Origin of the sequence: Pseudomonas sp. NPDC089408 (assembly GCF_044749445.1) — a bacterium.
In the GTDB taxonomy this organism is placed as follows: Bacteria; Pseudomonadota; Gammaproteobacteria; order Pseudomonadales; family Pseudomonadaceae; genus Aquipseudomonas.
Genome location: NZ_JBIVHY010000012.1, coordinates 1 through 24,030 on the forward strand (window position 1 = coordinate 1; position 24,030 = coordinate 24,030).

Below are 24,030 nucleotides of genomic sequence, written 5' to 3' on the forward strand. Positions count from 1 at the left end.
CGAAACAGACTGTGGGAGCGGCCTTGTGCCGCGAAGCGCCGCGCGGGCGGCGCTCGATCTCACAGGCGATGCTAAAAGCCCGCCGAACACCTCGCCTTTTCTTAACTGACTGGCATTAGCCCTGCCCTGCTTTTGATCTGGCTTTTGATCTTGATCTTCGCGACTTCAGGAGGCCGAACGCAGGCCTCCTGAAGTCGCAATCTGTGTCGCCTGGACTATCGCGCGCTTAGAAGCAAAAGCAAAAGCAACGGCAACGGCAACGGATGGATCAGACCAGCACTGTCCATAGCGCAAACCCGGCATACCACAACACCGCACAGCGCAGCAGCAGCTCCCACAGGCTGTCCAGCCGCCCCAGCCCGCGCTGGCTGTCTTCTTCCTCGGGAATGTCATCGGCAATGCGCCCGACTCGCGCCACCAAGTGTGCGGCGCTGATGTGCCAATTGAGCACTTCGTGCAGCATCACGCGTGTTACCGCCAGGAAGTTGCCCACCAAGGCAAAGCTCAATGCCAGCACCCGCACCGGCAGCCAGTCCAGGATATGCCGCAACTGTTCAGCTCGCGCCTTTAGCGCAGGTTGTTTGCTGTGCTCACCGGTCAACGCCAGCAGCCGGTACGCCAACGCCGCCCCCGGACCCACCACGAAATACCAGAAAATCACCGCGAAAAAGCCCTGGTACACCTGCCACAGCAAGTTGCCCTGCACCCGCACCAGCAGGCTGTGTGGCTCATCGGCCGCAAGGCCCAGGTCACGCTCGGCCACGTGCAGCGCAGCCTGATCATCACCACGCCGCCAGGCATCGCGGAACGGCCCCAGCGAGGCCTTGGCATCGCCACGCCCCAAGCTGTAGATCAGCACCAGCAAGTGCACCGGCAGGGCCAGCAGGCCATAGGCCACAGGTTCCAGTACATGCAGCAGCAACACCAGCAACGCTACCGGTGCCAGCACCAGGATGGCCAGCGTCCACCAAGGGTGCACCTTGCCGCTGCGCTCCAGGCGCACCAGCTCGCCAAGGAAGAACCCGTCACGCTGCACCTGATGGCGCAGGGCCGAAAACTTCTCGACCCACAGTGCCAGCAACAACACCAGAAAACTCATGCCTTGTCCTCATTGTGCTGCAGCGCTTGACGGTAGCGCGGCCAGTCGAAGGCCGGGCCAGGGTCGGTCTTGCGCTGCGGGGCAATGTCGCTATGGCCCTGGATACGGCGCTGATCGATAGCCGGCCAGGCGCCGCAGATGTGCCGGGTGAGTTGCACCAGCACGGTGTACTGAGCATCGGTGTAAGGCAGGTCGTCAGTGCCCTCCAGCTCGATACCGATGGAAAAGTCGTTGCAGCCTTCACGCCCGTCGAAGCTCGATACACCCGCATGCCAGGCGCGGTCGCACAACGACACGAACTGGGTCACCGCGCCGGTACGCTCGACGAACAAGTGCGCCGACACGGTCAGGTGGTTGATGCTGGCAAAGTACGGGTGTTCATCGGGGTCCAGGCGGTTCTGGAAAAACTGCTGGACTTTGCCGGTACCAAAACAGGCCGGCGGCAGGCTGATGTTGTGGATCACCAGCAGGGAAATCGATTCGCCTTCGGGGCGGGTATTGAAGTTTGGCGAGGGGCAGTGGGTGATTCCGATTCCGTGGAACCAGCCAGTGGCACGGTCCAATTGCATGGGGCAGATCCTGAAAACGCCGTTAACAGGGCAAGAGTATGCCTTGTGGCCAATGTGGTGTGCATGTGAATCATTGTAATGTCAGTGACCACAACCCGGCACTGGTCCCCTGTAGGAGCGGCCTTGTGTCGCGAATGGGTTGCAAAGCAGCCCCAGGATGTCAGCACAGATGCTCAAATTGCTGGGGCTGCTTTGCAGCCCATTCGCGACACAAGGCCGCTCCTACAGGGGGCGCGTCAGTTTCTAGACTTTGCGCAGGCTGTCGAGTACCGCCTCCAGCGCCCGCTCGAACAACAGCCCGTCATCCAGCACCCGCACTTCACCGCGTTGCAGTGCCTGGGCCAGGCTGGTGCTGCTCCACTCGCGCACTTTCATGCCGGTGCGGTTGGCAAACACCAGCCTGTCGCTACTGTCGATACGCGCCACCAGTTTGCAGCGCAGCGGTTGGTCTTCGTCCAGCACCTCGACCCAGGTGCCGATGCGCAAGCGCTGCGCCTGAAGCAACGCCGCAGCGTGCCCATCGTCTTGCCACAGCGGTGCGCAGCCTGGCTCTTCGGCGATTGCCAGCACAATGTCATGGGCCACCAGCACTTCAGCCAGGGGCGGCTCGTCGCTACCCGCGCAGGCGCGCAGGTGCAACTGCTCAAGCTGCAGGAAAAACTCACGGGTCGCCAGCGAGCCCTGCGCCACACTGGCCAAACCATCACGCAGTGCCTTGAGCAGGCCCGGCACCTGCTGCAACAGGGCTTGCGGCTCGTGTGGCGGGATGATGCTGGCCAGCAGCGTATCCATCGTCTGCACCGCATGGCACCAAGCCTGGGAACCCTCACCCTGCTTCAACCAAGCCAGCAACAGCACCTGGCTCCAGGCTTGCACCAGCATCTGCACCACCACCTGCGGCAATACCCGGCCACGCAGGCGCTGATTAAGTAGCTGCTGCACCTGTTGCCTGGCCTGCAGGGCCCGCGCCCGGCCTTGTTCGGCGTCGCGGGTGCGTTGTTCGAGCAACTCGTTGCGCCGCCGCTCGTCGTGGTTGAAGGCGAGAAAATCGTCGAGCAACTCGGCAAACAAGCCGGCATCTTCGGCAAAATCGTTTAGAAGCCGCTGGACGGTCCGCTCTACCCGCAGGTGCAGGCTGTCACGCACGCCTTCGCGGTTGCATTCCCAGCCAATCGCTGCGCCGGCAATTTCATTGAGCAAGCGGCGCGCCGGGTGGCTGGCCCGGCTGAACAGCCCCTTGTCCAGCAGTGCCACCTTGAGCAGGGGAATCTGCAAGCGGGCAATCAGTGCTCGCAGGCTGGCCGGCAAGTTGTCATCGCGCTGGATATACGCGAACAGCAGCCTCACCAGGTTGATCATGTCTTCGTCGGCCACGGCGATGCGCCGACGTGTGCCGCTGCGCACGCTGACCCGCAGCAGCAATTGCTCAAGTTGTGGGCCAAGCTCGTAATCATCCGCCTCGTGGGTGGCGGGCACGTAGCGCTGCAAATGCGAAAGCAACCGCAGCAGGTCGGCGGTAGTGATCGGCTGGGCAGCTGCCACCGCCTGCAAACGCGGGGCGAACTGCCCTCGCATCGGGGCCAGCAGCGTTTGCAGCGAAGCAAAGAAAGCCTGCCCCGCTGCGTCCGCACCCAGCGCCTGGCCAAGCCTTGCCGGGCTGCGTCGTGCGTGCATGCGCCGGTCCTCGGCACGCCGGCGCGGTGCCGGTTGCAGTTCCGGCAGTACCCCGGCGGCGGCCAGCAGTTGGTTGGCCTCACCATAGATCACATCGGCATCGCGTAGCACATAACGCTCGAACAGCTTGAGCAGCACCAGCTTGACCCGCAGGCAAACACCCAGGTTGCGCCCGGCATCGAGGAAATAGCCACACAATGCCGCCGGCCCCAACGGGTTGTGCTGCTCGTACAGCGGGCGGTCGAGCAACGCCTGCAAGCGCAGGCTCAGCTGCTGCAGGGCAATGCCGTCGCGGGACAGTACGCGCCCCACCATGCCTTCGACAGCCGCTGCCCGTTCTATCTGGGCCTTGCCACCCGAGTTGTCCGGCTCGACCAGATGCGCCAACAGGTCAACCTGGCCAATGCGCGCAAAGGTTTCATGGAAGGTATCCAGAAACCCACGCTCGATACTCTTGCGCTTGAGGCGCAGGTCGCGCATGGCTTCGAAATACAGGCCCTGGTCACAACGGTCCAAGGCCTTGTCGGCCATTTCGAAGAGGGTGTCGTCGGCGTTGTCGAACAAGTCCTGCAAGCCTTGGCGCAACTGCAGCGCGGCCTTGTCGCGGACCTGCAGAAGCAATACCGGAAGGCAAGGCAGGGGCGCACGCCCGCCCCGGTCGATGGCCGCCGCCAAGGGCACCACCTTGCCTTCTTTTTGCATCCTGGACTCCTTGCAGGGTGTCTCGCCCGATGAGGCGGTAATCGTCAAAGCTATGACGCCAAATACTGGGCGCATTATCGGTAAAAAGTCGCAGCGCTGCCAGCGTCGTCTCACCGCCGGGTTAATGACCCTAGCTCAGGCCAATTGCTCACGACGCTCCGACCAAAGGTCATCGCCAAGGCGGCTGTACACACCGGCCCCCTGCCCTATAATCGCGGGCATCTAGCTTGTGGAGCCAACCATGCCGAATCTACGCCTTGCCGACTTGACCGCTGAAATCGAAGCCAACGTGCGCCGTGCGCTGTTGGAGGACATCGGCAGTGGCGATATCACCGCACAGTTGATCCCGGCCGAGCGCCTGGCCAAGGCGACCATCATCACCCGCGAAGACTGCGTGATCGCCGGCACCGCCTGGGTCGACGCGGTGTTCCGCCAGCTCGACCCGCGTGTGGCGGTGCATTGGCAGGTAGCCGACGGTGAACGGGCCACCGCCAACCAGCCGCTGTTCCACCTCGAAGGCCCGGCCCGTTCATTGCTGAGCGGTGAGCGCAGTGCACTGAACTTCCTGCAGCTGCTTTCGGGCGTTGCCACCCGCGCGCGCTTCCTTGCCGACCTGGTAAAAGACACCCAAGTGCGCTTGCTCGACACCCGCAAGACCCTGCCGGGCCTGCGCCTGGCACAAAAGTACGCGGTGACCTGCGGCGGTTGCGACAACCACCGCATCGGCCTGTACGACGCCTTCCTGATCAAGGAAAACCATATTGCCGCCAGCGGCGGCGTGGCCGAGGCGGTGGCGGCGGCGCACCGCATTGCACCGGGCAAGCCGGTGGAAATCGAAGTTGAAAGCCTGAGCGAACTGCGCGAGGCGCTGGCAGCGGGTGCCGACATCATCATGCTTGACGAGCTGAACCTGGATGAAATGCGCGAGGCAGTGGGCATTACTGCCGGGAAAGCCAAGCTGGAAGCCAGTGGCGGAGTTAACGAGAGCACCTTGCGGGTGATTGCCGAGACCGGGGTGGATTACATTTCGATTGGTGCGATGACTAAAGATGTGAAGGCGGTCGACCTTTCGATGCGCTTGAGCCTCTGAGCAAATAGCAGACAAAAAAAACCGGCCATTGAGCCGGTTTTTTTGGGGGCGCTTTGCGCCCCTTCGCGGGTGAACCCGCTCCTACAATGGTTCACATACTCCTGTAGGAGCGGGTTCACCCGCGAAGGGCTGCAAAGCAGCCCCCGACAATCTCGAGTCAGAACGAGGCGTTGGCCAGCCCGTCCAGGTAGCGCTCAACGTCCAGCGCCGCCATGCAGCCAGCACCGGCCGAGGTAATGGCCTGGCGGTAAACGTGGTCAGCCACGTCACCGGCAGCGAACACACCTTCGACGTTGGTGGCAGTGGCATTGCCTTCACGGCCGCCGTTGACCACCAGGTAGCCGTCTTTCAGGGTCAGCTGGCCTTCGAACAGCGAAGTGTTCGGGGTGTGGCCGATGGCAATGAACACGCCGTCGACCTTGATTTCGTCGCTGCTGCCGTCGTTGTTCTTCAGGCGCGCACCGGTCACGCCCATGTTGTCGCCCAGCACTTCGTCCAGGGTGGCGTTGAGCTTGAGCTCGATCTTGCCTTCGGCCACGCGGGCGTTCAGCTTGTCGACCAGGATCTTCTCGGCGCGGAAGGTTTCACGACGGTGTACCAGGGTCACCTTGCTGGCGATGTTGGCCAGGTACAGTGCTTCTTCAACGGCAGTGTTGCCGCCGCCAACCACGGCCACCGGCTTGTTGCGGTAGAAGAAACCGTCGCAGGTAGCGCAGGCCGAAACGCCCTTGCCCATGAAGGTTTCTTCCGACGGCAGGCCCAGGTAGCGGGCGCTGGCGCCAGTGGCGATGATCAGCGCGTCGCAGGTGTACTTGCCGCTGTCACCCTGCAGGGTGAACGGCTTGTTGGCCAGGTCGACGGCATTGATGTGGTCGAAGACAATTTCGGTTTCGAAACGCTCGGCGTGCTCTTGCATGCGCTGCATCAGGGCCGGGCCGGTCAGGCCGTGGGGGTCGCCCGGCCAGTTGTCGACTTCGGTAGTGGTGGTCAATTGCCCACCGGCCTGCATGCCGGTGATCAGCAGCGGCTTGAGGTTGGCACGGGCGGCATACACCGCGGCGCTGTAACCGGCAGGGCCGGAACCGAGAATGATGACGCGCGAATGACGTACTTCAGACATGTCGAACTCCTGTCGAGCGGGCCGGTATCGGTGTACCGGCGGCGCCAGCTGGAAAATAAAAAGGACCCACGCAGCACTTGGGGAAGGCTACAACGCGCAGGCCCAGAAAGCGGAAAGTTGAGCGCACTGTAGCGAGGTCGCAAAGATTAAGGAAATATCCTTCGACAATCCACCTCATAGGCATCGTCTATGCTGCGATTTCATCGGCGGCCAAGCGGCTGGTGCTTTTGTTACAGCCGGTTTCGCGCCCGCCAGCCGCCTTTCGTCGGCGCGACAAACTCGGTAAGGTCAGCGCGTTTTCCTTGTCTGCGGAGTACCTCGATGCAAGCCCCTGTCCTCTCTGGCCCCCAATACCTGCGCGAAGGCCTGAAACTGGTGCTGAGCCCCAATCTGCGCTTGTTCGTGCTGCTGCCGTTGGCGGTCAACCTGTTGCTGTTCGGTGGCCTGATCTACTTCGCCGGCCATCAGTTCAGCCTGTGGGTGGATGCGCTAATGCCAAGCTTGCCGAGCTGGCTGAGCTTCCTTACCTACATCCTCTGGCCGTTGTTCGTCGCCTTGGTGGTGTTGATGGTGTTTTTCACCTTCACCCTGGTGGCCAACGTCATTGCTGCGCCGTTCAATGGCTTCCTGGCGGAAAAGGTCGAAGTAGTGGTGCGCGGCGAAGACAACTTCCCGGCCTTCAGCTGGGGTGAGCTGGTGGCCATGGTGCCGCGCACGCTCAGCCGTGAGATGCGCAAGCTGGGCTACTTCCTGCCCCGCGCCATCGCCCTGTTCATCCTGTCGCTGATCCCAGTGGTGAACGTAGTGGCTGCACCGCTGTGGCTGATCTTCGGCGTGTGGATGATGGCCATTCAGTACATCGACTACCCGGCGGACAATAACAAAATGAGCTGGCAGGACATGCTCGCCTGGCTGCGCCAGAAGCGCTGGCAGTCGCTGGGCTTTGGCGGCATAACCTACCTGGCGTTGATGATTCCGGTGGTGAACGTGCTGATGATGCCCGCGGCGGTGGCGGGGGCTACGTTGTTCTGGGTGCGCGAGCGCAACTGATCCTTGGCTGTACGCGATCCCTGTAGGAGCGGCCTTGTGTCGCGATAGGGCCGCAGAGCGGCCCCAACAATTTGTGCATTAACTTTGAGATCCCGGGGCCGCGTTGCGGCCCTATCCGACCGGTCCGACGCCTCGGCAAGGCCGCTCCTACAAAAAGCAGAGCGCGTCTGGCTTGGTTTCTACTGCCCCAACCGGCTGGAAAACTGCCCCACCACATCCACCACCCGCTTCGCCCCGTCCTGGATCTCGACAATCACGCTGCCGGTCTCGTCCGCCAGCGCCAGCCCCTGTTCGGCCTGGCGCTTGCTGGTATCAATGATCGCCACCGCCGCCTGCGCCAGTTGCTCGTTCTGCTGCACAACCCGGGCGATTTCCTCGGTGGCGGTGCTGGTGCGCGAAGCCAGCTGGCGTACTTCGTCGGCCACCACGGCAAAACCACGCCCCTGCTCGCCTGCGCGGGCAGCTTCGATGGCGGCGTTCAGCGCCAGCAGGTTGGTCTGCCCGGCAATGTCGCTGATGGTCTTGATGATCGAGCCGATCACCCGCGACTGGGTATCCAGTGCCTGGATACCTTCGGCCGCTTCTTGCATCGAAGCCTCCAGGCCACGCATCACGCTGACGCTCTGGGTCACCACATCGGTGGCCTTGCGGGCGCTGGCATCCGTCCCCAGTGAGGTGGTGTAGGCAACATCTGCCGCCTCGGCCACCGCTTGCTCTTGGTTGACCTGGTCGGTGATCACGGTGGCGAACTTGGCCACTTTGTACAGCACGTCATGAGCATCGAAAATCGGGTTGTACGACGCCTCCAGCCAGATCACCCGGCCATAGGCATCGATACGTTTGAAGCGCTCGGCCACGTACTCGCCCCGGCGCAGCTTGCCCCAGAACGCCTGGTAGCCGGCCGAGTTGGCCTCTTCCGGCTCGCAGAACATACGGTGATGCTTGCCGCGAATCTGCTCCAGGCGGTAGCCGACGGTGGCCAGGAAACGGTCATTGGCGGTGAGAATGGTGCCGTCGAGGTCGAACTCGATCACCGCGGTGGAACGCATCAGCGCCTTGATCAGGCTTTCATGCTCGCGTGAGGTCTGAATGGTACGGGTGAGGTCGCTGGAATGCAGGGTGAAGTACTTGATGCGCCCTTCACTGTTCTTCACCGGCTGCAGGATCGAACGCAGCCAGGCTTCCTGGCCATTGCCGCGCAGCAGGCGAAACGCGCCGTTCAGGTGTTCGCCACGGCTGATCGCGCTTTTCATGCGCTGGTAGAAATCCAGCGATTTGACATGGTCAGGGACGATGTCCTCGATGTTGCGTCCAAGCAATTGTTCGGCACGGTAGAGCATCTCGCTCTCAAAGTTGCCATTGACCATCTCGATCCGTCCCTGGGGGTCGAGTTGCAGTACCAGCATCTCGCTGTCGAGGCTGCTCTTGACCTGTTGGATAGACAACAGGTCTTCGCGCAGCTGACGGATTTCTTGCTTGAGCTTGTTGTTGAACATCACCGCTCTCCTATGGAGCGCATCAGGTAGTCGAATGCATCTTCATCGGCTGCCAGTGACACCTTCTTGAGCACCGCGCCAGGAAATATTCGTGCGTCGGCGGTCAGGCGTCATCTGTACGTCACATGGCAGTCACATTGGCGCAATCGAGCAGGCGGAAACTTTTTGTCATGAATACACGCGCCCTACGCATCACCCTGGTCAGTGAAACCTTCCCACCCGAAATCAACGGCGTGGCCAACACCCTTGGCCGCCTCAGCGAAGGGCTGCGCCAACGCGGCCATGAGCTTGAAGTGGTGCGCCCGCGCCAGGCCGGCGAAGGGCCGGTGCACAACGACCCACAGCTGATGCTGTGCCGGGGCTGGGCCTTGCCGGGCTACCCCGGTTTGCAGTGGGGCGAAGTGTCGATGCACAAGCTGTTGCGTCGCTGGCGGCGACAGCGCCCGGATGTGCTGTACATCGCCACCGAAGGGCCGCTCGGGCTCAGTGCTTTGCGTGCGGCGCGGCGCCTGGGGGTAGCGGTGGTCAGTGGTTTTCATACCAACTTTCCGCAGTATTCCGGCCAGTACGGGCTGGGCCTGCTGGCGCGCATGCTCACGCACTACCTGCGCTGGTTCCATCGGCGCACGGCCATCACCCTCGTCCCTAGCCTCAGCCAGCGCCTGGAACTTGAGCGCCGTGGTTTCGAACGCCTGGAACTGCTGGCCCGGGGTGTCGATGCCTGCCTGTTCAACCCGGCGCGACGTAGCCAGGCGTTACGCGAAAGCTGGGGGCTTGGGCCGGACGATATCGCCGTGCTGCATGTCGGCCGGTTGGCGGTGGAAAAGAACCTTGGCTTGTTGCGGCCGTGCCTGGAGGCACTGCAAAAGACTTATCCACAGAAGCGCCTGCGCCTTGTTTTCGTAGGGGACGGCCCTCAGCGCGCCACCCTCGAGCAACAGTTGCCGGACGCGGTGTTCTGTGGCGCCCAGCGCGGCGAAATACTGGCTGAACACTATGCCAGCGGCGATTTGTTCCTGTTCCCGAGCCTGACCGAAACCTTTGGCAATGTGGTGCTCGAGGCGATGGCTTCGGGGTTGGCGGTGGTGGCTTATGACGAGGCCGCTGCAGCGCAGCATATTCGCCATGGCCATAGCGGCGCGCTGGCCATGCCGGGGGACCAGGCGGCGTTCATTGATGCGGCTTGTTGGCTACTGGAAGAAGAAGAAACATTGCGCCGGGTGCGCCTGAACGCGCGACAGCATGCCAGCCGCCAGGGCTGGACGGCGATTGTCGAGCAGTTCGAGGAATATCTGAGCACGGCTTTCAGAAAAGATGCTGCGCCCTTGCCCGGCAGTGGCTCGCTGGCAATGAAGATCAAGCCTGAATCATCCTAGACGCGCGTGTATGCGTGTTTGATAACTTACGGCCCGTTTGTGTTGCCTCAAATTGGCTGCTGCTTTTTCCAACCCCCCGATCGCTTTTAATGCTTCAGCACGTTGGATGACAAGATTATCCGTAATATAACTGGCGTCTTCAGCGAAGATTATTTTGCTGCCTTCTCCACCCTGCGCTGCGCTTTGTAGGCGGGTTCTTGTTGTATTATTGGTGTCTTTCAGATATTTCAGCTCATCACTCAACATGCGCTCACCGACCTTGATCTCAGCCGAGCTGAGCGTACTATTTTGGGTGTTAGCGCCAGCGCTTGACCAGGTGGAAGGGGCCGCTTCCAACTGATCTATTTTTTTGAAAATCTTTTCTCCATGTTTGGCTTTGACATATTCATACGCCACCGTATCGATAAGTTTCAGCGCGGTACTTTTTACAGATTTTAATATTTTTAGGGGTTTTTGCAGGATGCGGCCCGAGGGGTCGCTGTGGTTGACCGGGTCGCTTTTGCAGTAAACATATGGATTAATCCCCGCCGCCCCGAATGGGCTCCAGTCGTCAGGAGAGTGGAAGCGCATCAAGCGTGGATGGTAGAGACGGTAACCATTCCCTAGCAGGTATCCGCCCATTACTGGCTCAGGTACTTGGCCGGTAAATGCAGGCAACCCGGGCTGAGTTGGCTGATAGCCATACGGTGAATAACAACAATGTCTGGCTTTCTGCTGTGGGTTGATCAGCAAAGTGGAGCCTAAAGCATCACTGGCCAGTAAGACGGGGGGAGTTGCCTGCGTTGCCTCTAGCAGCAATGCATGGGTTTGTATCTCTGAAGTCATCAACCGGCGCTGTGCCTGTGTGTGCTGTATCAGCGCCAGACGGTCCTGTTGATAAAACAATTTGCTCGCCATCGACCAAACCCCGTTTGCGTTTCACGAGGTTGAAGTTTGGCAACACCGTCACCCGGTTGGCTACTGGCAAAAATATCAGGGCCTGCCACGTTGCAGAAAGGGCCGCACAGCGGCCCCGGGATTATCACCCCAGCGCTTTCTCGATCGCCTGCACCACCGCCGGATCATCCGGCGCCGTACGCGGCGAGAAGCGCGCCAGCACCCGCCCATCCTTGCCGACCAGGAACTTCTCGAAGTTCCAGGTGATATCGCCAGGGAACTCGGCGCCCTCACCCGCCAGCAGGCGATACAGCGAATGGCGCTGTGGCCCGTTGACCTCCAGCTTGCCGCCCAGCGGGAAGCTCACCCCGTAGTTCAGGCTGCAGAAGTCCTGAATTTCCTTTTCGCTGCCTGGCTCTTGCCCGGCAAACTGGTTGCACGGCAGGCCAAGCACATTGAAGCCCTTGTCCTTGTAAACCTGATAGAGGTTTTCCAGGGCTTTGTATTGCGGCGTGAGACCACACTTGGAAGCGACGTTGACCACCAGCACCACTTGGCCCTTGAACGGTGCGAGCGGCAGCTCCCCGCCGTTCAGCGCGTCCAGTTTCAGCTCGTGAAATGCACTCATGACGAATCCCCTCTCAGCTTCCCGGGTGCCGCACAGGCGAATTCCGCCCACTAAAAAGGCGCTCGTCCAAACCGTTCACCTCCCGTAGGAAGGCAAATCGGTTTGCCCGAGCGCCTGGCGACTTTCTGAGCTTAGCGCAGAAAATCAGTGGTGATGGCCACCTTCACCGTGGATGTGACGGTGAGCGATTTCTTCGTCGCTGGCGTCACGCACGTCGACCACCTTGACCTGGAAGGTCAGGCGCTGGCCGGCCAGCGGGTGGTTGCCGTCAACAGTGACGTCGTCGCCGTCGATGTCGCGGATGGTGACGATCTGCATCTGGCCGTCCGGCGCCGAAGCATGGAACTGCATGCCGACTTCCAGCACGTCGACACCTTCGAACAGGCTGCGGTTCAGGGTGCTGACCAGCTCGGCCAGGTATTCGCCGTAGGCCTCTTCCGGCTCGATGGAAACGTTCAGTTCGTCACCGGCCTGCTTGCCTTCCAGGGCTTTTTCCAGGCCCGGGATGATGTTGCCGGCACCGTGCAGGTAAACCAGCGGCGCACCACCGGCGGAGCTGTCGATGGTCTCCCCGGCGTCGTTGGTCAGGGTATAGTCGATGGAGACAGCCTTGTTGGCGGCGATCAGCATGGGGCAAGACCTTTTGCAAAAGAATGTAGAGCGCACAAGTGTAACCAAGCCATCGCCCGATTGCGAACGCACTGCGGACCAGCAGCGGCCCATCAGTCGGATCACCGGCTTTCACCAGGACGAAGAAGGCCACTGGGTGGCCGAACTGTCCTGCGGCCACACTCAGCACCTGCGTCACCAGCCACCCTGGCAGTCACGCCCCTGGGTGCTTGACCCGGTACAGCGCGCACAACGCATCGGCCTGCCTTTCGCGTGCGGCTGGTGCGCACAGGGGGCCGATAGCGCTACCCTTGGCCGTTAATTTCTTGCACCGCTTATTTCGAGAAGCACGCATGCAGACATTTTTCATTGCGCCGACCGACTTCGGTGTCGGCCTGACTTCGATCAGCTTGGGCCTGGTGCGTACCCTTGAGCGCGCCGGCCTGAAGGTCGGCTTCTTCAAGCCGATCGCACAGCCTCACCCGGGTGACACCGGCCCCGAACGCTCCAGCGAACTGGTCGCCCGCACCCACGGCATCAAGCCTCCCGTGCCACTGAGCCTGGCCCAGGTCGAGCGCATGCTCGGCGACGGCCAGCTGGACGAGCTGCTTGAGGAAATCATCCGCCTCTACCAGCAAGCCTGCGTCGGCAATGACGTGGTGGTGGTCGAAGGCATGGTACCCACGCGCCACGCCAGCTATGCGGCGCGCGTCAACCTGCACCTGGCCAAGAGCCTGGATGCCGAAGTGATTCTGGTCTCCGCGCCAGAGAATGAAGTGCTCAACGAGCTTTCCGGGCGCGTGGAGTTGCAGGCCCAACTGTATGGTGGCCCGCGTGATCCGAAAGTGCTTGGCGTCATTCTCAACAAGGTGCGCACCGACGAAAGCATGGCCGATTTCGCCACGCGCCTGCGGGAACACTCGCCCTTGCTGCGTGGCAATGACTTCCGCCTGCTGGGTTGCATCCCTTTCCAACCGGAGCTGAACGCACCGCGCACACGCGATGTGGCCGACTTGCTCGGCGCCCAGGTGCTCAATGCCGGCGATTACGAGCAGCGGCGCATGAGCAAGATCATTATTTGTGCGCGTACGGTCGCCAATACCGTGCCGCTGCTCACGCCCGGAACCCTGGTGGTAACCCCGGGCGACCGGGATGACATCATCCTCGCCGTGAGCCTTGCGGCTATCAATGGTGTGCCGCTGGCGGGGTTGCTGCTGACCAGCGATACAAAGCCCGACGCACGCATCCTTGGCCTGTGCCGTGGCGCGTTGCAGGCTGGCCTGCCGATCCTGTCGGTCAGTACCGGCTCTTACGACACCGCCAACCAGCTCAATTCGCTGAACCGCGAAATCCCGGTGGATGACCGCGAACGTGCCGAGTTCATCACCGACTTTGTCGCCAGCCACCTCGATGCGGCCTGGCTGCACCAACGCTGCGGTACCCCGCGTGAACTGCGCCTGTCACCCGCGGTGTTCCGCTATCAGCTGATCCAGCGCGCGCAGCAGGCCAACAAGCGTATTGTCCTGCCAGAGGGCGCCGAGCCTTTGCTGGTGCAGGCTGCGGCGATCTGCCAGGCCCGTGGCATTGCCCGTTGCGTGCTGCTGGCCAAACCCGAGGATGTCGACGCCGTGGCCCGCGCCCAGGGCATCACCCTGCCGCCGGGCCTGGAAATTCTCGACCCCGAGCTGATTCGCGGTCGCTATGTAGAGCCGATGGTCGAGCTGCGCAAGAGCAAGAACCTCAATGCACCGATGGCCGAGCAGCAACTGGAAGACCCGGTGGTGATCGGCACCATGATGCTGGCCCTGGATGAAGTGGACGGGCTGGTTTCCGGCCTGGTGCACTCCACCGCCAACACCATCCGCCCTGCCCTGCAGTTGATCAAGACCGCGCCGGGCTCGAGCCTGGTGTCGTCGGTATTCTTCATGCTGTTCCCCGAGCAGGTGCTGGTGTACGGCGACTGCGTGATGAACCCACACCCGAGCGCCGCAGAACTGGCCGAGATCGCCCAGCAGAGTGCCGAGTCGGCGCAGGCCTTCGGCATTGCGCCACGGGTGGCGATGATCAGTTATTCAAGCGATTCGGCCAGCGATGAAGAAGTCGGGAAAGTGCGCGAAGCGACACGCCTGGCACAGGGCGCGACGCAGGGGCTGCTGATCGATGGGCCGTTGCAGTATGACGCGGCGGCCAACCCGGCGATTGCCCGCGAGTTGGCGCCGGACAGCCCGGTGGCAGGGCGTGCCACGGTGTTCGTGTTCCCTGACCTGAACACCGGCAATACCACGCACAAGGCTGTGCAGCGCAGTGCCGACGGGGTCAGCCTGGGGCCGATGCTGCAGGGTTTGCGCAAGCCGGTAAACGACCTGCCGCGCGGGGCTCAGGTGGACGATATCGTGCACACCATTGCCCTGACGGCGATTCAGGCCAGCGTAACAGGTTAGAACCTGGGGCTGCTTTGCAGCCCCTGTGGGAGCGGCTTCAGCCGCGAACACCGGCGAAGCCGGTGCCATACACGGTGTTGTCTGCTTCGCGGGCATGCCCGCTCCCACAGGGCCGCTGTGCGGCCCTGGCGGTCAATCAGGGATACTGCTGAACCTGGCCCTGCTGCTGGTCATACTGCTGACCTGGAATAGGCTTCAGGTTCACTTCCACACGGCGGTTCTGCGCACGGCCATTGGCATCGGCATTGCTGGCGATCGGCTGGTCCGGGCCCATGCCACGTACCGATAGGCGCGAGGCGTCCACACCCTGCGAAGTCAGGTAGGTGCTGACTGCCTGTGCACGGCGCTGGGACAGGTCCATGTTGTGCTGGCGGCTGCCGGTGCTGTCGGTGAAACCGACCACTTCGATGGTGTTCTGGTTGAACTGCTTGAACGAACCGGCCAGGTTGTTGAGCGGCTGGTAGAAGCTCGGCGCAATGTTGGCCGAGTCGGTAGCGAAGGTGATGTTGCCCGGCATGATCAGCTTGATCTGGTCACCCTGACGCTGCACTTCCACACCGGTGTTGGCCATTTGTGCACGCAGTGCGGCTTCCTGCTTGTCGGCGTAGTAGCCGTAACCGGCAGCTGCTGCACCCACTGCGGCGGCGCCGATCAGTGCACCCTTGCCACGGTTGTTGTGGTCGATGGCAGCACCGGCGACAGCACCAGCCAGTGCACCCAGGCCGCCGTATTTGGCGGTTTTGCTCATCCCCGTGGAGCCCTGTGCCTGACCCTGGCTGTCATAAGGGTTCTGGCCGGCACAGCCGGTCATCAGGGCAGCGGCAGTTGCGACGATAATCAGACGACGCATGGTGAACATGGACAAGCTCCTACTGAATTCATGAATGCGGCAGATCACGAACGGATCTATGCCAGCCTTGGAACACGCGGGCAATGAAAAATTCCATGAAAGTGCCTTCATGTGCCATCAGGCCCGCACGAAGGGGTTTTCGCGCATTTCGTCACCCAGGCAAGTATCAGGCCCGTGGCCGGTCACCACGATGGCTTGCTCGTCCAGCCGGTACAGCCGCTCCTTGATGGAACGCACGATAGCCCGCTGGTCGCCGCCCCACAAATCGGTGCGGCCGATACCACGATGGAACAAGGTGTCGCCAGCGATCAGCAGCTTGGCATCGGCAAACCAGAAGCTCATGGAGCCTGGGGTGTGGCCCGGTGTATGCAAGGCCACGCCGCAACCGCAGGCCAGTTCTTCGTCGTCGCCCAGCCAGCGATCGGGAGCCGGCACCGGGGTGTAGGGCACACCGAACATCTGGCATTGCATTTCCAGGTTGTCCCACAGCACTTGGTCGTCCTTGTGCAGGTGCAGCGTGGCGCCCGTCAGTTCCTTGAGCTTGCCCGAGGCGAGGAAGTGGTCGAAGTGCGCGTGGGTGTGGATGATGCTTACCAGCGTCAGGCCGTGGGCCTGCAGGCGAGCAAGGATCTTGTCCGGGTCACCGCCCGGGTCGACGACGATGGCCTTTTTGGTTAGCGGGTCGCCGATCAGGGTGCAGTTGCACTGCAGGGGGCCTACGGGGAAGGTTTCGCGGATGAGTGCGGGCGATGGATTCTGCATGGTAAATAGAGGAACCGATTAATCGAAGAGGGTTTGCACGCGAGCCAGTGCATCGAGAATCACAACTTCAGGTACCGACTCTATGCGCTTGGCCAGACGGGCTTCAAGGTCGACTGTACGCACTTGGTTGCAAAGCATCACACCCTGAGTTTGCGTTCCTGCACCGTTGAGCGTGACAGCGAAACCTGCGTGCCTTGCAAAATCGCCGCCCTGGGTAATGGGGACTATTACTGCCAGGCCTGACGCATTGAACGCCGCCGGGGTGAGCACAAGCGCAGGCCGCCCCGCACCTTGCTGCTCTCGCCCGACTGTGGGGTCGAGGTTGACACGAACGATATCGCCCCTGGCGAACTTCACCCGCTTCACACCTCACGCCCCACCGGGCGCATTGCGTTCCAGTCAGCCATGTCTGCTGGCTCCGGTGCATTCAGATCGCACTGAGCCATCAACTCTTCAAGGGTATATTTGGGTTTTGACCTGACAGGCTTGAGCACCAGGGCCTCACCGGCAGTATCCAGGCTCAATGTAGAGCCGACACCGAGACGCATCTGTTTGAGGACTGCGGCCGGCAAGCGGATGGCGGCACTGTTGCCCCATTGCTGAATCTTGATTTGCATGAGTATCTCCCAAGGTAGATACATAGTAGAAACCCTCCAAGCGATTGCAAGAAAAATGTAGAGACGTCGTATCTACACTGCCATTAGCCCGGCCATGACAAAAGCCCTGCAATCGCATCTAGGAAATGCCCTACGCTACCCTGGGAAACGACTTCCCAACTGCAAAAAAACGAAACACTGGCTCAGCCTGTTTTTAAGGCAGGAACAACCTGAACAACCCTCCCCCAAGCGCCCCACCGTTGGAAATTTCGATCCGCCCGCGCACACCGCCGCTTTCATGCAGCGCCGCAATCCGTGCCGCAAAGTACAGCCCCAGGCCGGTACTGCCACTGTTTGAATCGATACCCTGGATGTACTCCTCCTGGCGCTCGAGCATGCGCTGTGGATAACCCGGGCCGTCATCGTTGACGCAAATGGCCAGCTGGTTGTCGGCCTCTTCGATGGTGATCAGCAAGGCATGCGCGGCAAAGCGGGTAGCATTGGTGATCACATTGGAGATGACCGAAGCCACCAGTTCGCGGTCGAAGAAGCCCAACGGGTTGTCAGTGTCGATACGCCAGGTGGCAATGATGTCCTTGTGCTTGAGCACTTCTTCGTGCGCGGCCAATTGGGCCTCGATGAAGTCGTCCAGTTCATGATAGTCGGGGCACACCGGCAGTTGGTTCACACCCAGTTTGTACAGCCCCAACAATTGCACCAGCATGCCGTTGAGGTGGCGAAACTCGTGCTCCATCACACCTTGCTCGGGGCCCCCGCGCAGTTCCTCGGGCAAGCGCTGTACCCACTGGTCATGGGACTGGATCAGCGCGGACAGGGTATTCTTCAGGTCGTGCACGGTGGAGGCGATCACCGTGGAAAAATCCAGCCCCAGATTGTCTTGAGTCATGCGCCGAACACTCGGATGTGCAGTTTGCGGTAACGGTCATAGCGATTGTCGCTGACAGGGATACCGGCCACGCTGGTCAAGGCGTCGCGGCACTCCTGCATGATCGCGGGCGGAGGGTTTTCACCGCCAATGCGCAGCAGCGCCTGGGCGGTGTTGAGGGCGATGCTGATGTTCTTCGGCTGTAAACCCAATGCCTTGCGGAACAGTTGCAACGCCTCGCCGAGCTGCCCTCCCTGGTAACTGCGCACACCCTGGCGATTGAGGGTGACCGCTTCGGTAATGGCGTTGAGCACGCTGGGGTCGTCGGTCAGCTTGCCCACTTTCTCCATGACCTTGGGGTCATCGCCATAACTTTCCACACAGTTCTTCAGTACGCCGATGGCGGCGGCGTCCTGGCCCATTGCCTGCAACTGCGCGGCAACGGTCAGGGCCGAATCGACTGAGAAGAACTGGTTCATCTTGTCCAGGCGCTGGATCGCCTGCTCGGTCAGCTTGGCCGCCGTTTCCGGGTCGCCAGCCTGCTGCAGGCTGGCGGCTTTCATCATTCGCGCACGCACCTGCAAACCCTGGTCCTCTGGGTTTTCCTTGGCCACTTCACTGAGCGTGGTGTTGATTTCGACCCGGGTACGGGCGTCCAGGCCAAAACCTGCGTTCTTGCTCATCAGCGCCTGCACCAGGCCAAGGTTGTTCTCGGCATCCTTGTAACGCGAACTCTGCCCTTGGTTCACTGCATGGCGGAAAGCTTTCGAAGCGCTCTCGAAATCCTGGTTTTCCAGCGCCAGCTTGCCCAGCGTCGACTGTCGGCGCACCGACAGTGGCGACAGGCGTACGGCCTCTTCAAGCAGGCTCTGCGCACGCTTGGTTTCACCCTGGGCGACCAGCACTTCAGCCATGCCATCGTACAGGCTCGGCATGATCGGGAACGCCTTCAACGCCTGCTCGTACACACCCTGGGCCTGGGCATTCTGCCCGCGCTTTTGCATCAGCGCACCCAGTGCGGCATACACCCACGGCTGCGGGCGGCTGGCCAGGATGGCCTTGAGGAATTTTTCCAGCTCGTCGAAGCGGTTGAGGTTGCGCAAGGCATCGGCCCGATAGCGCAAGCACAGCGGTGCCAGGCGCGGGTCCCGCTTGCACAGCTCGGCGCATGCCGCCAGCACTTCAGCCGGGCGGTTACGGTCCAAGGCCTGCAGGATCGGCTTGAGCAGCGTCTTGCGCTGGAACAGTTTTTCGACACGCTGGGCCAGCCCGACCCGGTTGAACGGTTTGGTCAGGTAGGCATCGGGCTCGTGCTCGATGGCACTGAGGACAATGGCCTGGCTGCTCTCGGCAGTGACCATGATGAACACGCACTCATGGCTGATGTGCTTGTCGATGATCAAGTCTTCGAGCACCTGCTGGCCGTTCTTCTTGCCGTCGCCCAGGTGGAAGTCCTGCAGAATGAAGTCATAGCGTTTCTGCGCGCACATGCGCAGCGCCTGCTCGCCGCTGTCAGCGGTGTCGACGTCACGCACACCCAGCTCGCGCAACATCGAACGGGTCGACGTGCGAAAGTCGGTAAAGTCATCGACGATCAGAAAGCTCTTTTGCCCGTACTGCAGCATCAACACGACCTGCCTTGGAATGATTGAAAAATCGCGCGAGGCGATGCCACCGATCGCTGTATCGGCAGCTGGTCGGGAAAGATGAGGGTAGAGCATTATCAGCCACAAACCATGGCCTCAGGCCATTACTTTAACGGGCCAGGAACGGCAGGACCAGCCTCATGCCAGCAGCCCCAGGGATTTGGCTTTGGCCACCGCCTGGGTACGCCGCTCCACCCCCAGTTTGCTGTTGATATGACTGGCGTGGGTTTTCACCGTGTGCAGCGAAATGAACAGGCGCTCGCTGATCTGCTGGTTGGAGCAGCCTTGGGCAATCAGTTCCAGCACCGCCAGTTCGCGGCCACTCAGCGCCTCGCCGCTGCCCATGCTGGCGCTTGGCTGCGGCGGCAGGCGCCTGAGCAGTTCGGCCTGAACCGGGCTGGCAGCACTTGCCTGCAATTGGTCGTGAAGCCACTGAGGGTATTGCTCCAACAGCGGCTGGAACGGCTGCAGCACGCCGCCCGCCGCAGCCTCCAGCAAACCCGGCAGCAACTGCGCAGCCTGCCCTTCCCGGCCTTCGTGCAGCAACAGCGCAAGCCACTGGCACAGGGCGTTGACCGTGAGCATCATACCGCCACTGGCACGGCCACGCTCGACCAGGCCGGACAGGCGCTGCACGGCGGCGTCGCCATGCAACTGGATGCGTTCGAGCAGTGCCTGCTGCAAAGCGATGTGCAGCGGCAGCAGCGGGTGGAATTCTGGCGCCGCCGCCGGCTGCTCGCCGCCATAGGCCTGGCCCAAGCGCAGCAACCAGGACTCTGCCAGGTCGATGCGGCCTTGGGCCAACCACAGTTCGCATTTGACCAGGGTGATCATGGCCAGGTAATAGACCGGGGGCACGTCCCAGATGTGCATCAGCCGTTCTGCCTCGGCCAGCTCGGCAAACGCTTCGGCAAAGTGCCCTTCCCGGCCATCGAGCGTGGCAATCACGCAATGGCCGATAAGCACACTGATATCCCGGCAGGCACGCGCTTCGCCCAGCCCTGCACGCAAGCGCGCACGGCCCTGGGCCGGTTGCAGGCGCGAGACCAGCAGGTAGCCTTCATACAGCGTCAGGCGTGCACGTACCGCATACAGCCGCTGCGCCGATAGCCCTTGCAGGCGCTGCAGGCCCTGATGCACTTCGTCCAATGCGCGCAATACCTCGCCACGGGCGTGCAGTACACGTGCCCGGTCGTAATGGGCCAATGCTTCGAACAACGGGTTGCCGACCCGCTGGGCCAGCTCCAGCGCCTCACGGTTCCAGCCACGGGCGCGCCAGAAGTCGCCATCGGCAATGGCCAGGTTGGAAAGCGTCGACAAACACACCAGGCGCTGGCCGTAGCGCTTGCCGGGCAGGCTCTGTAGCGCTTCACCGCAGTAGGCCAGGGTGCGCTCGCGGTCTCCACGGCCCCGGGCGATGACCCCGCTCAGCGCCAGCCACTGGGCGAGCATGGACTTTTGCGCGGTCGCCGAGGGTGCGGGCAGGAAGCGGCTGAGGTAGCCCGCCAGTTCTTCGGCCGCATCCAACTGACACGCCAGGCCCAGCGCCCAGCTGTACAACACGATCAGCCGCGGCGTGCTGATCAGCAGGCTGTCAGGCAAGTCCATCTTCCAGCGCAACAGCATGCCGACATTCTGCTCGGCCAGTAACTGTTCCTCGGACAGGCTCTGTACCAGGTCGGCGGCCACATCGAGATGGCCGGCACGCAGCGCCTGCTCCACCGCTTCATCCAGCAGGCCCTGGCGCTCGAACCAGCGGCAGGCACGCAGGTGCAGGGCCGCCAGCGGCTCACTGGCCTGGCGGCTGCGCAACAAGTCGGAGAACAGATGGTGATAGCGGAACCAGTGGCCATGCTCGTCCAGCGGCACCAGGAACACCTGGTGCGCCTGCAGGAAGCGCAGGATCGAGGCGCTGTCATGGCGACCGCGCACGGCATCGCACAGCGGGGCGCAGAAGCGCTCCTGGCAGGCGGTTTCGTACAAAAAGGCCTGGACGTCGGCGGGCAGCATGTCGATGACTTCTTCAAGCAGGTAGTCGCGGATCAGGCCTTCACCACCGTGCAACGCCTGGGGCAAGGCCTGCTCGTCAGTGCTCTCGCTGGCGGCCAGTTGCCAGAAGCGCAGCCCGGCCACCCAGCCGTCGCTGCGCTGGATCAGATTGTCCAGGGCCTGGCCACGCAGCCCGGTGGGCTGGCGACCGATCACCGCCAGCGATTCTTCGGCAGTGAGGCGTAAATCCTGTTCGTTGAGCTCGACCAGCTGTCGCGACAGGCGCAGCCGTGCCAGGTGCCAGTCCGGCCTGGTGCGACTGGTAACCAGCAGCACCAGCCCAGGGGGTAAATGATTGAGGAAAAACTGCAGGCAACGGTCGAGCACCGGCCCTTGGGCAAGGTGATAGTCATCCAGCACCAGCAGCAGGGGCGTGTCGGCACGCAGGTACAGCGTCAGCTCGTCGAGTAAGCCGTCGAGCCACTCTTCAAAGGCGAATGGCTGATGGCGCTGGCGCATTTTCAACAGGCCCATGGCCTGGCCGCCCAAGGCTGGGCAGTACTGCTGCAGGCCCTCGAGCAAGCGTTCGAGGAAGCGCCCAGGGTCGGCATCGCGCTGGCTCAGGCCCAGCCACAGGCTGCGCCAGTGCTCTGGCAGTGCTTCGCAAAACTCGATGGCCATGGAGCTCTTGCCGAAACCTGCCGGGGCATTGACCAGCAGCAACCGCCCGCCAAGGCCGGCGTGCAAGCGCTGGCACAAGCGCAGCCGCGGCACGTGCCCGTCCGGTAGCGGCGGCCGGAAGAAACGCCCGTCCAGCAGGCCAAGGGCCTGGGTCGCGAATCCATGCGTACGGGACAGATCTGTCATGGCCGGCTCGTTCTGGGTGGAAGACTACGGCGATATGGATGTTTGCGAGACTAGCCGGTAACGCTGCGCATTTGAAGATGATGGGCACAATTGCGGTGGAAAAGACTGCGACAAAAAGCAACTTGGCTGATGGACGGGCGCTGGGGCGGGGGTTTGGGGAGGTATTCAGCGGGTTTATTGCCTGTGCCGGCCTCTTCGCGGGTGAACCCGCTCCTACAGGTCCTTCACCGGATTTGAAACCTGTGCAGTTCCTGTAGGAGCGGGTTTACCCGCGAAGAGGCCGGGACAGGAAAATGGAAACGCCCCGGCAAGCCGGGGCGTTGTTGGGCTGCGCAGTGCTTAACGAATACCCGACTGCCGCAACGCTGCAGGCTGGAAGTCGGCCTTGCTGGCAGTGAAGCCGAAGTCGTAGGCTTTCTTCTCTTCGTTTTTCATACCCAGTGCCAGATAACGGCCCGACTGCAGGTCGTAGATGGCTTCCAGGGTGTACCAAGGAACCTCTTTGTTGTAATACGGCTGGGCGTGGGCCTCGGACACGCGCCACAGCTGGTTACGGCCGTCGTACTGGTCGATTACCGCAGCTTGCCAGGTGTCTTCGTCGATGTAGAAGTCACGCTTGGCGTAGATGTGCCGCTGGCCCGGTTTCAGGGTTGCAACCACGTGCCAGACGCGGCGCAGTTCGTAACGGGTCAGGTCCTGGTTGATGTGCCCCGCCTTGATGATGTCGCTGTACTTGAGCTTGGGGTCATCGAGCTTGAAGGCGTTGGACGCGATGTACAGCTCCTTCTTGCCTTCCAGCTTCCAGTCATAGCGGTCTGGCGCGCCGTTGAACATGTCCAGGTTGTCCGAAGTACGCAGGCCGTCGGCGGCGGTGCCCGGGCCGTCATACGATACCTGCGGCGCCTGGCGCACACGGCGCTGGCCAGCGTTGTAGATCCACGCCTTGCGCGGTTCCTTCACCTGGTCGAGGGTTTCGTGCACCAGCAGCACGGTACCGGCCAGGCGCGCAGGCGCGGTCACTTCCTGCTTGAAGTAGAACAGGATGTTGCCCGGGTTGTTCGGGTCGTAGTCCTTCATCTTGTCGCGGAAGACGAACTGGTCAGAGAAGTACACCGGGTTGAAAGAGCCGTTCTGCTGTGGCGTGGCCTGGGTCACCAGGCGGCTGACGCTGCCGCCGCGGTAGCGGGTGATGTGGTTCCAGATCACTTCCAGGCCGGTTTTCGGGATCGGGAACGGCACCGCCGTGCGGAAGTTGTTCAGGCCGTTGCCGCCCTCTACCAGGGTGGTCTTGGTGGCGTTTTCCTTGATGGCGGCGAACACATCGGCAGGCGCCGTGGAGCCGCGGTGGGTCTTGAACACCGGGATCTTGTAGGTGTCCGGGTAGCGTTTGAGCATGGCCAGCTGGCCGGGCGAGAGCTTGTCCTTGTACTGGTCGGCGTTTTGCGCCGTGATGGTGAACAGCGGCTTGTCACTGCCGTACGGGTCGGACAGGAAGCCCTTGCCGTCGACACTGCCTGCGGTCTTCGACAGCGGCTCCCACGGGCCGATAGAGCCATCGGCGTTGCCGGCCTTTTCGGCGCCCATCGGTGTCAGGGTAGTGCCCAGCTTGGCCGCCTCGTCGGCTGATACTGCAGCCATGACACTGGTCGCCAGCAGGGACAGGCCCAGCACACCGGCTTGCAGCAGACTTCTGGTCTTGTTCAT

21 protein-coding genes are annotated in these 24,030 nt (G+C 62.0%); 5 read left to right on the plus strand and 16 right to left on the minus strand.

What is annotated here, in order from left to right; translation table 11 throughout:
- Positions 1-268: 268 nt before the first annotated feature.
- From ampE to ACIP02_RS18645, 3 genes are all read right to left on the minus strand, one after another.
- The gene (gene ampE, locus ACIP02_RS18635) at positions 269-1,099 is read right to left on the minus strand and encodes a regulatory signaling modulator protein AmpE (protein WP_400618990.1); all 831 of its coding nucleotides are present in this window, start codon (positions 1,097-1,099) and stop codon (positions 269-271) included.
- Positions 1,096-1,668 (minus strand): 1,6-anhydro-N-acetylmuramyl-L-alanine amidase AmpD, encoded by a 573-nt coding sequence (ampD, locus tag ACIP02_RS18640; RefSeq protein WP_400618993.1) that lies wholly within the window; start codon positions 1,666-1,668, stop codon positions 1,096-1,098. Before ampD ends, ampE begins: the two co-directional genes overlap by 4 nt.
- Positions 1,669-1,911: 243 nt before the next feature.
- On the minus strand, positions 1,912-4,044 hold the full coding sequence (locus ACIP02_RS18645; RefSeq protein WP_400618995.1) for a DUF1631 domain-containing protein: 2,133 nt from the start codon (positions 4,042-4,044) through the stop codon (positions 1,912-1,914).
- A 241-nt stretch (positions 4,045-4,285) separates the two neighbouring features.
- On the opposite strand from ACIP02_RS18645, the gene nadC reads away from it, so the two are divergent.
- Complete coding sequence (gene nadC / locus ACIP02_RS18650) at positions 4,286-5,134, plus strand: carboxylating nicotinate-nucleotide diphosphorylase (RefSeq protein WP_400618998.1); 849 nt, start codon at positions 4,286-4,288, stop codon at positions 5,132-5,134.
- Between the two features lie 157 nt (positions 5,135-5,291).
- Here the strand turns inward: nadC and trxB are convergent, their stop codons facing one another.
- On the minus strand, positions 5,292-6,254 hold the full coding sequence (gene trxB, locus ACIP02_RS18655) for a thioredoxin-disulfide reductase (RefSeq protein WP_003247318.1): 963 nt from the start codon (positions 6,252-6,254) through the stop codon (positions 5,292-5,294).
- 321 nt (positions 6,255-6,575) lie between these two features.
- On the opposite strand from trxB, the gene cysZ reads away from it, so the two are divergent.
- On the plus strand, positions 6,576-7,304 hold the full coding sequence (gene cysZ, locus ACIP02_RS18660; protein ID WP_400619002.1) for a sulfate transporter CysZ: 729 nt from the start codon (positions 6,576-6,578) through the stop codon (positions 7,302-7,304).
- Between the two features lie 179 nt (positions 7,305-7,483).
- On the opposite strand, the gene ACIP02_RS18665 is transcribed toward cysZ, so the two are convergent.
- Positions 7,484-8,800 (minus strand): methyl-accepting chemotaxis protein, encoded by a 1,317-nt coding sequence (locus ACIP02_RS18665; RefSeq protein ID WP_400619005.1) that lies wholly within the window; start codon positions 8,798-8,800, stop codon positions 7,484-7,486.
- 170 nt (positions 8,801-8,970) lie between these two features.
- On the opposite strand from ACIP02_RS18665, the gene ACIP02_RS18670 reads away from it, so the two are divergent.
- Positions 8,971-10,176 carry a glycosyltransferase family 4 protein gene (locus tag ACIP02_RS18670; protein WP_400619008.1) on the plus strand — a complete coding sequence of 402 codons (1,206 nt, stop codon included), beginning with the start codon at positions 8,971-8,973 and terminating at the stop codon, positions 10,174-10,176.
- On the opposite strand, the gene ACIP02_RS18675 is transcribed toward ACIP02_RS18670, so the two are convergent.
- The 3 genes from ACIP02_RS18675 to ACIP02_RS18685 all read right to left on the minus strand — a co-directional run bounded on the left by ACIP02_RS18675 (position 10,168) and on the right by ACIP02_RS18685 (position 12,310).
- Entirely contained in the window at positions 10,168-11,073 is a 906-nt protein-coding gene (locus ACIP02_RS18675) for an RHS repeat-associated core domain-containing protein (RefSeq protein WP_400619011.1), read from the minus strand. The genes ACIP02_RS18670 and ACIP02_RS18675 overlap by 9 nt on opposite strands.
- Positions 11,074-11,197: 124 nt before the next feature.
- Positions 11,198-11,680 carry a glutathione peroxidase gene (locus ACIP02_RS18680; protein ID WP_400619014.1) on the minus strand — a complete coding sequence of 161 codons (483 nt, stop codon included), beginning with the start codon at positions 11,678-11,680 and terminating at the stop codon, positions 11,198-11,200.
- A 144-nt stretch (positions 11,681-11,824) separates the two neighbouring features.
- Positions 11,825-12,310, minus strand: a complete 486-nt coding sequence (locus ACIP02_RS18685) for a peptidylprolyl isomerase (protein WP_400619017.1) — start codon at positions 12,308-12,310, stop codon at positions 11,825-11,827.
- Between ACIP02_RS18685 and ACIP02_RS18690 the strand changes: the two genes are divergently transcribed.
- Complete coding sequence (locus tag ACIP02_RS18690; protein WP_400619020.1) at positions 12,309-12,611, plus strand: DUF3565 domain-containing protein; 303 nt, start codon at positions 12,309-12,311, stop codon at positions 12,609-12,611. The two genes, ACIP02_RS18685 and ACIP02_RS18690, sit on opposite strands and share 2 nt — an antisense overlap.
- Positions 12,612-12,642: 31 nt before the next feature.
- Positions 12,643-14,730, plus strand: a complete 2,088-nt coding sequence (gene pta / locus ACIP02_RS18695) for a phosphate acetyltransferase (protein WP_400619023.1) — start codon at positions 12,643-12,645, stop codon at positions 14,728-14,730.
- Between the two features lie 136 nt (positions 14,731-14,866).
- Here pta and ACIP02_RS18700 read toward each other — a convergent pair whose 3' ends face one another.
- From ACIP02_RS18700 to ACIP02_RS18735, 8 genes are all read right to left on the minus strand, one after another.
- Positions 14,867-15,589: an OmpA family protein gene (locus ACIP02_RS18700; RefSeq protein WP_400619026.1), complete on the minus strand. Its 723-nt coding sequence runs from the start codon at positions 15,587-15,589 to the stop codon at positions 14,867-14,869.
- A 108-nt stretch (positions 15,590-15,697) separates the two neighbouring features.
- Positions 15,698-16,342, minus strand: a complete 645-nt coding sequence (locus ACIP02_RS18705) for an MBL fold metallo-hydrolase (protein ID WP_400619029.1) — start codon at positions 16,340-16,342, stop codon at positions 15,698-15,700.
- 18 nt (positions 16,343-16,360) lie between these two features.
- Positions 16,361-16,708 (minus strand): type II toxin-antitoxin system ChpB family toxin, encoded by a 348-nt coding sequence (locus ACIP02_RS18710; protein WP_400619031.1) that lies wholly within the window; start codon positions 16,706-16,708, stop codon positions 16,361-16,363.
- Positions 16,705-16,983: an AbrB/MazE/SpoVT family DNA-binding domain-containing protein gene (locus ACIP02_RS18715; RefSeq protein WP_400619034.1), complete on the minus strand. Its 279-nt coding sequence runs from the start codon at positions 16,981-16,983 to the stop codon at positions 16,705-16,707. The genes ACIP02_RS18710 and ACIP02_RS18715 overlap by 4 nt, the downstream gene beginning before the upstream one ends.
- Positions 16,984-17,152: 169 nt before the next feature.
- A complete protein-coding gene (locus ACIP02_RS18720; protein ID WP_400619037.1) occupies positions 17,153-17,845 on the minus strand; it encodes a sensor histidine kinase in 693 nt (230 codons plus the stop codon).
- Positions 17,842-19,449 carry a response regulator gene (locus ACIP02_RS18725; protein ID WP_400619040.1) on the minus strand — a complete coding sequence of 536 codons (1,608 nt, stop codon included), beginning with the start codon at positions 19,447-19,449 and terminating at the stop codon, positions 17,842-17,844. The genes ACIP02_RS18720 and ACIP02_RS18725 overlap by 4 nt, the downstream gene beginning before the upstream one ends.
- 159 nt (positions 19,450-19,608) lie before the next feature.
- Complete coding sequence (locus ACIP02_RS18730; protein WP_400619042.1) at positions 19,609-22,326, minus strand: LuxR C-terminal-related transcriptional regulator; 2,718 nt, start codon at positions 22,324-22,326, stop codon at positions 19,609-19,611.
- Between the two features lie 339 nt (positions 22,327-22,665).
- A complete protein-coding gene (locus tag ACIP02_RS18735) occupies positions 22,666-24,030 on the minus strand; it encodes a DUF1329 domain-containing protein (RefSeq protein ID WP_400619045.1) in 1,365 nt (454 codons plus the stop codon).

Coding starts and splice junctions, on each gene's coding strand:
- ACIP02_RS18730 (WP_400619042.1), bottom strand. CDS start 22,326: ATGACAGATCTGTCCCGTACGCATGGATTCGCGACCCAGGCCCTTGGC.
- ACIP02_RS18735 (WP_400619045.1), bottom strand. CDS start 24,030: ATGAACAAGACCAGAAGTCTGCTGCAAGCCGGTGTGCTGGGCCTGTCC.
- cysZ (WP_400619002.1), top strand. CDS start 6,576: ATGCAAGCCCCTGTCCTCTCTGGCCCCCAATACCTGCGCGAAGGCCTG.
- ACIP02_RS18720 (WP_400619037.1), bottom strand. CDS start 17,845: ATGACTCAAGACAATCTGGGGCTGGATTTTTCCACGGTGATCGCCTCC.
- ampE (WP_400618990.1), bottom strand. CDS start 1,099: ATGAGTTTTCTGGTGTTGTTGCTGGCACTGTGGGTCGAGAAGTTTTCG.
- ACIP02_RS18670 (WP_400619008.1), top strand. CDS start 8,971: ATGAATACACGCGCCCTACGCATCACCCTGGTCAGTGAAACCTTCCCA.
- ACIP02_RS18715 (WP_400619034.1), bottom strand. CDS start 16,983: ATGTATCTACCTTGGGAGATACTCATGCAAATCAAGATTCAGCAATGG.
- nadC (WP_400618998.1), top strand. CDS start 4,286: ATGCCGAATCTACGCCTTGCCGACTTGACCGCTGAAATCGAAGCCAAC.
- ACIP02_RS18680 (WP_400619014.1), bottom strand. CDS start 11,680: ATGAGTGCATTTCACGAGCTGAAACTGGACGCGCTGAACGGCGGGGAG.
- ACIP02_RS18665 (WP_400619005.1), bottom strand. CDS start 8,800: ATGTTCAACAACAAGCTCAAGCAAGAAATCCGTCAGCTGCGCGAAGAC.
- ACIP02_RS18725 (WP_400619040.1), bottom strand. CDS start 19,449: ATGCTGCAGTACGGGCAAAAGAGCTTTCTGATCGTCGATGACTTTACC.
- ACIP02_RS18645 (WP_400618995.1), bottom strand. CDS start 4,044: ATGCAAAAAGAAGGCAAGGTGGTGCCCTTGGCGGCGGCCATCGACCGG.
- ACIP02_RS18705 (WP_400619029.1), bottom strand. CDS start 16,342: ATGCAGAATCCATCGCCCGCACTCATCCGCGAAACCTTCCCCGTAGGC.
- ACIP02_RS18700 (WP_400619026.1), bottom strand. CDS start 15,589: ATGTTCACCATGCGTCGTCTGATTATCGTCGCAACTGCCGCTGCCCTG.
- ACIP02_RS18675 (WP_400619011.1), bottom strand. CDS start 11,073: ATGGCGAGCAAATTGTTTTATCAACAGGACCGTCTGGCGCTGATACAG.
- pta (WP_400619023.1), top strand. CDS start 12,643: ATGCAGACATTTTTCATTGCGCCGACCGACTTCGGTGTCGGCCTGACT.
- trxB (WP_003247318.1), bottom strand. CDS start 6,254: ATGTCTGAAGTACGTCATTCGCGCGTCATCATTCTCGGTTCCGGCCCT.
- ACIP02_RS18685 (WP_400619017.1), bottom strand. CDS start 12,310: ATGCTGATCGCCGCCAACAAGGCTGTCTCCATCGACTATACCCTGACC.
- ACIP02_RS18690 (WP_400619020.1), top strand. CDS start 12,309: ATGGGGCAAGACCTTTTGCAAAAGAATGTAGAGCGCACAAGTGTAACC.
- ampD (WP_400618993.1), bottom strand. CDS start 1,668: ATGCAATTGGACCGTGCCACTGGCTGGTTCCACGGAATCGGAATCACC.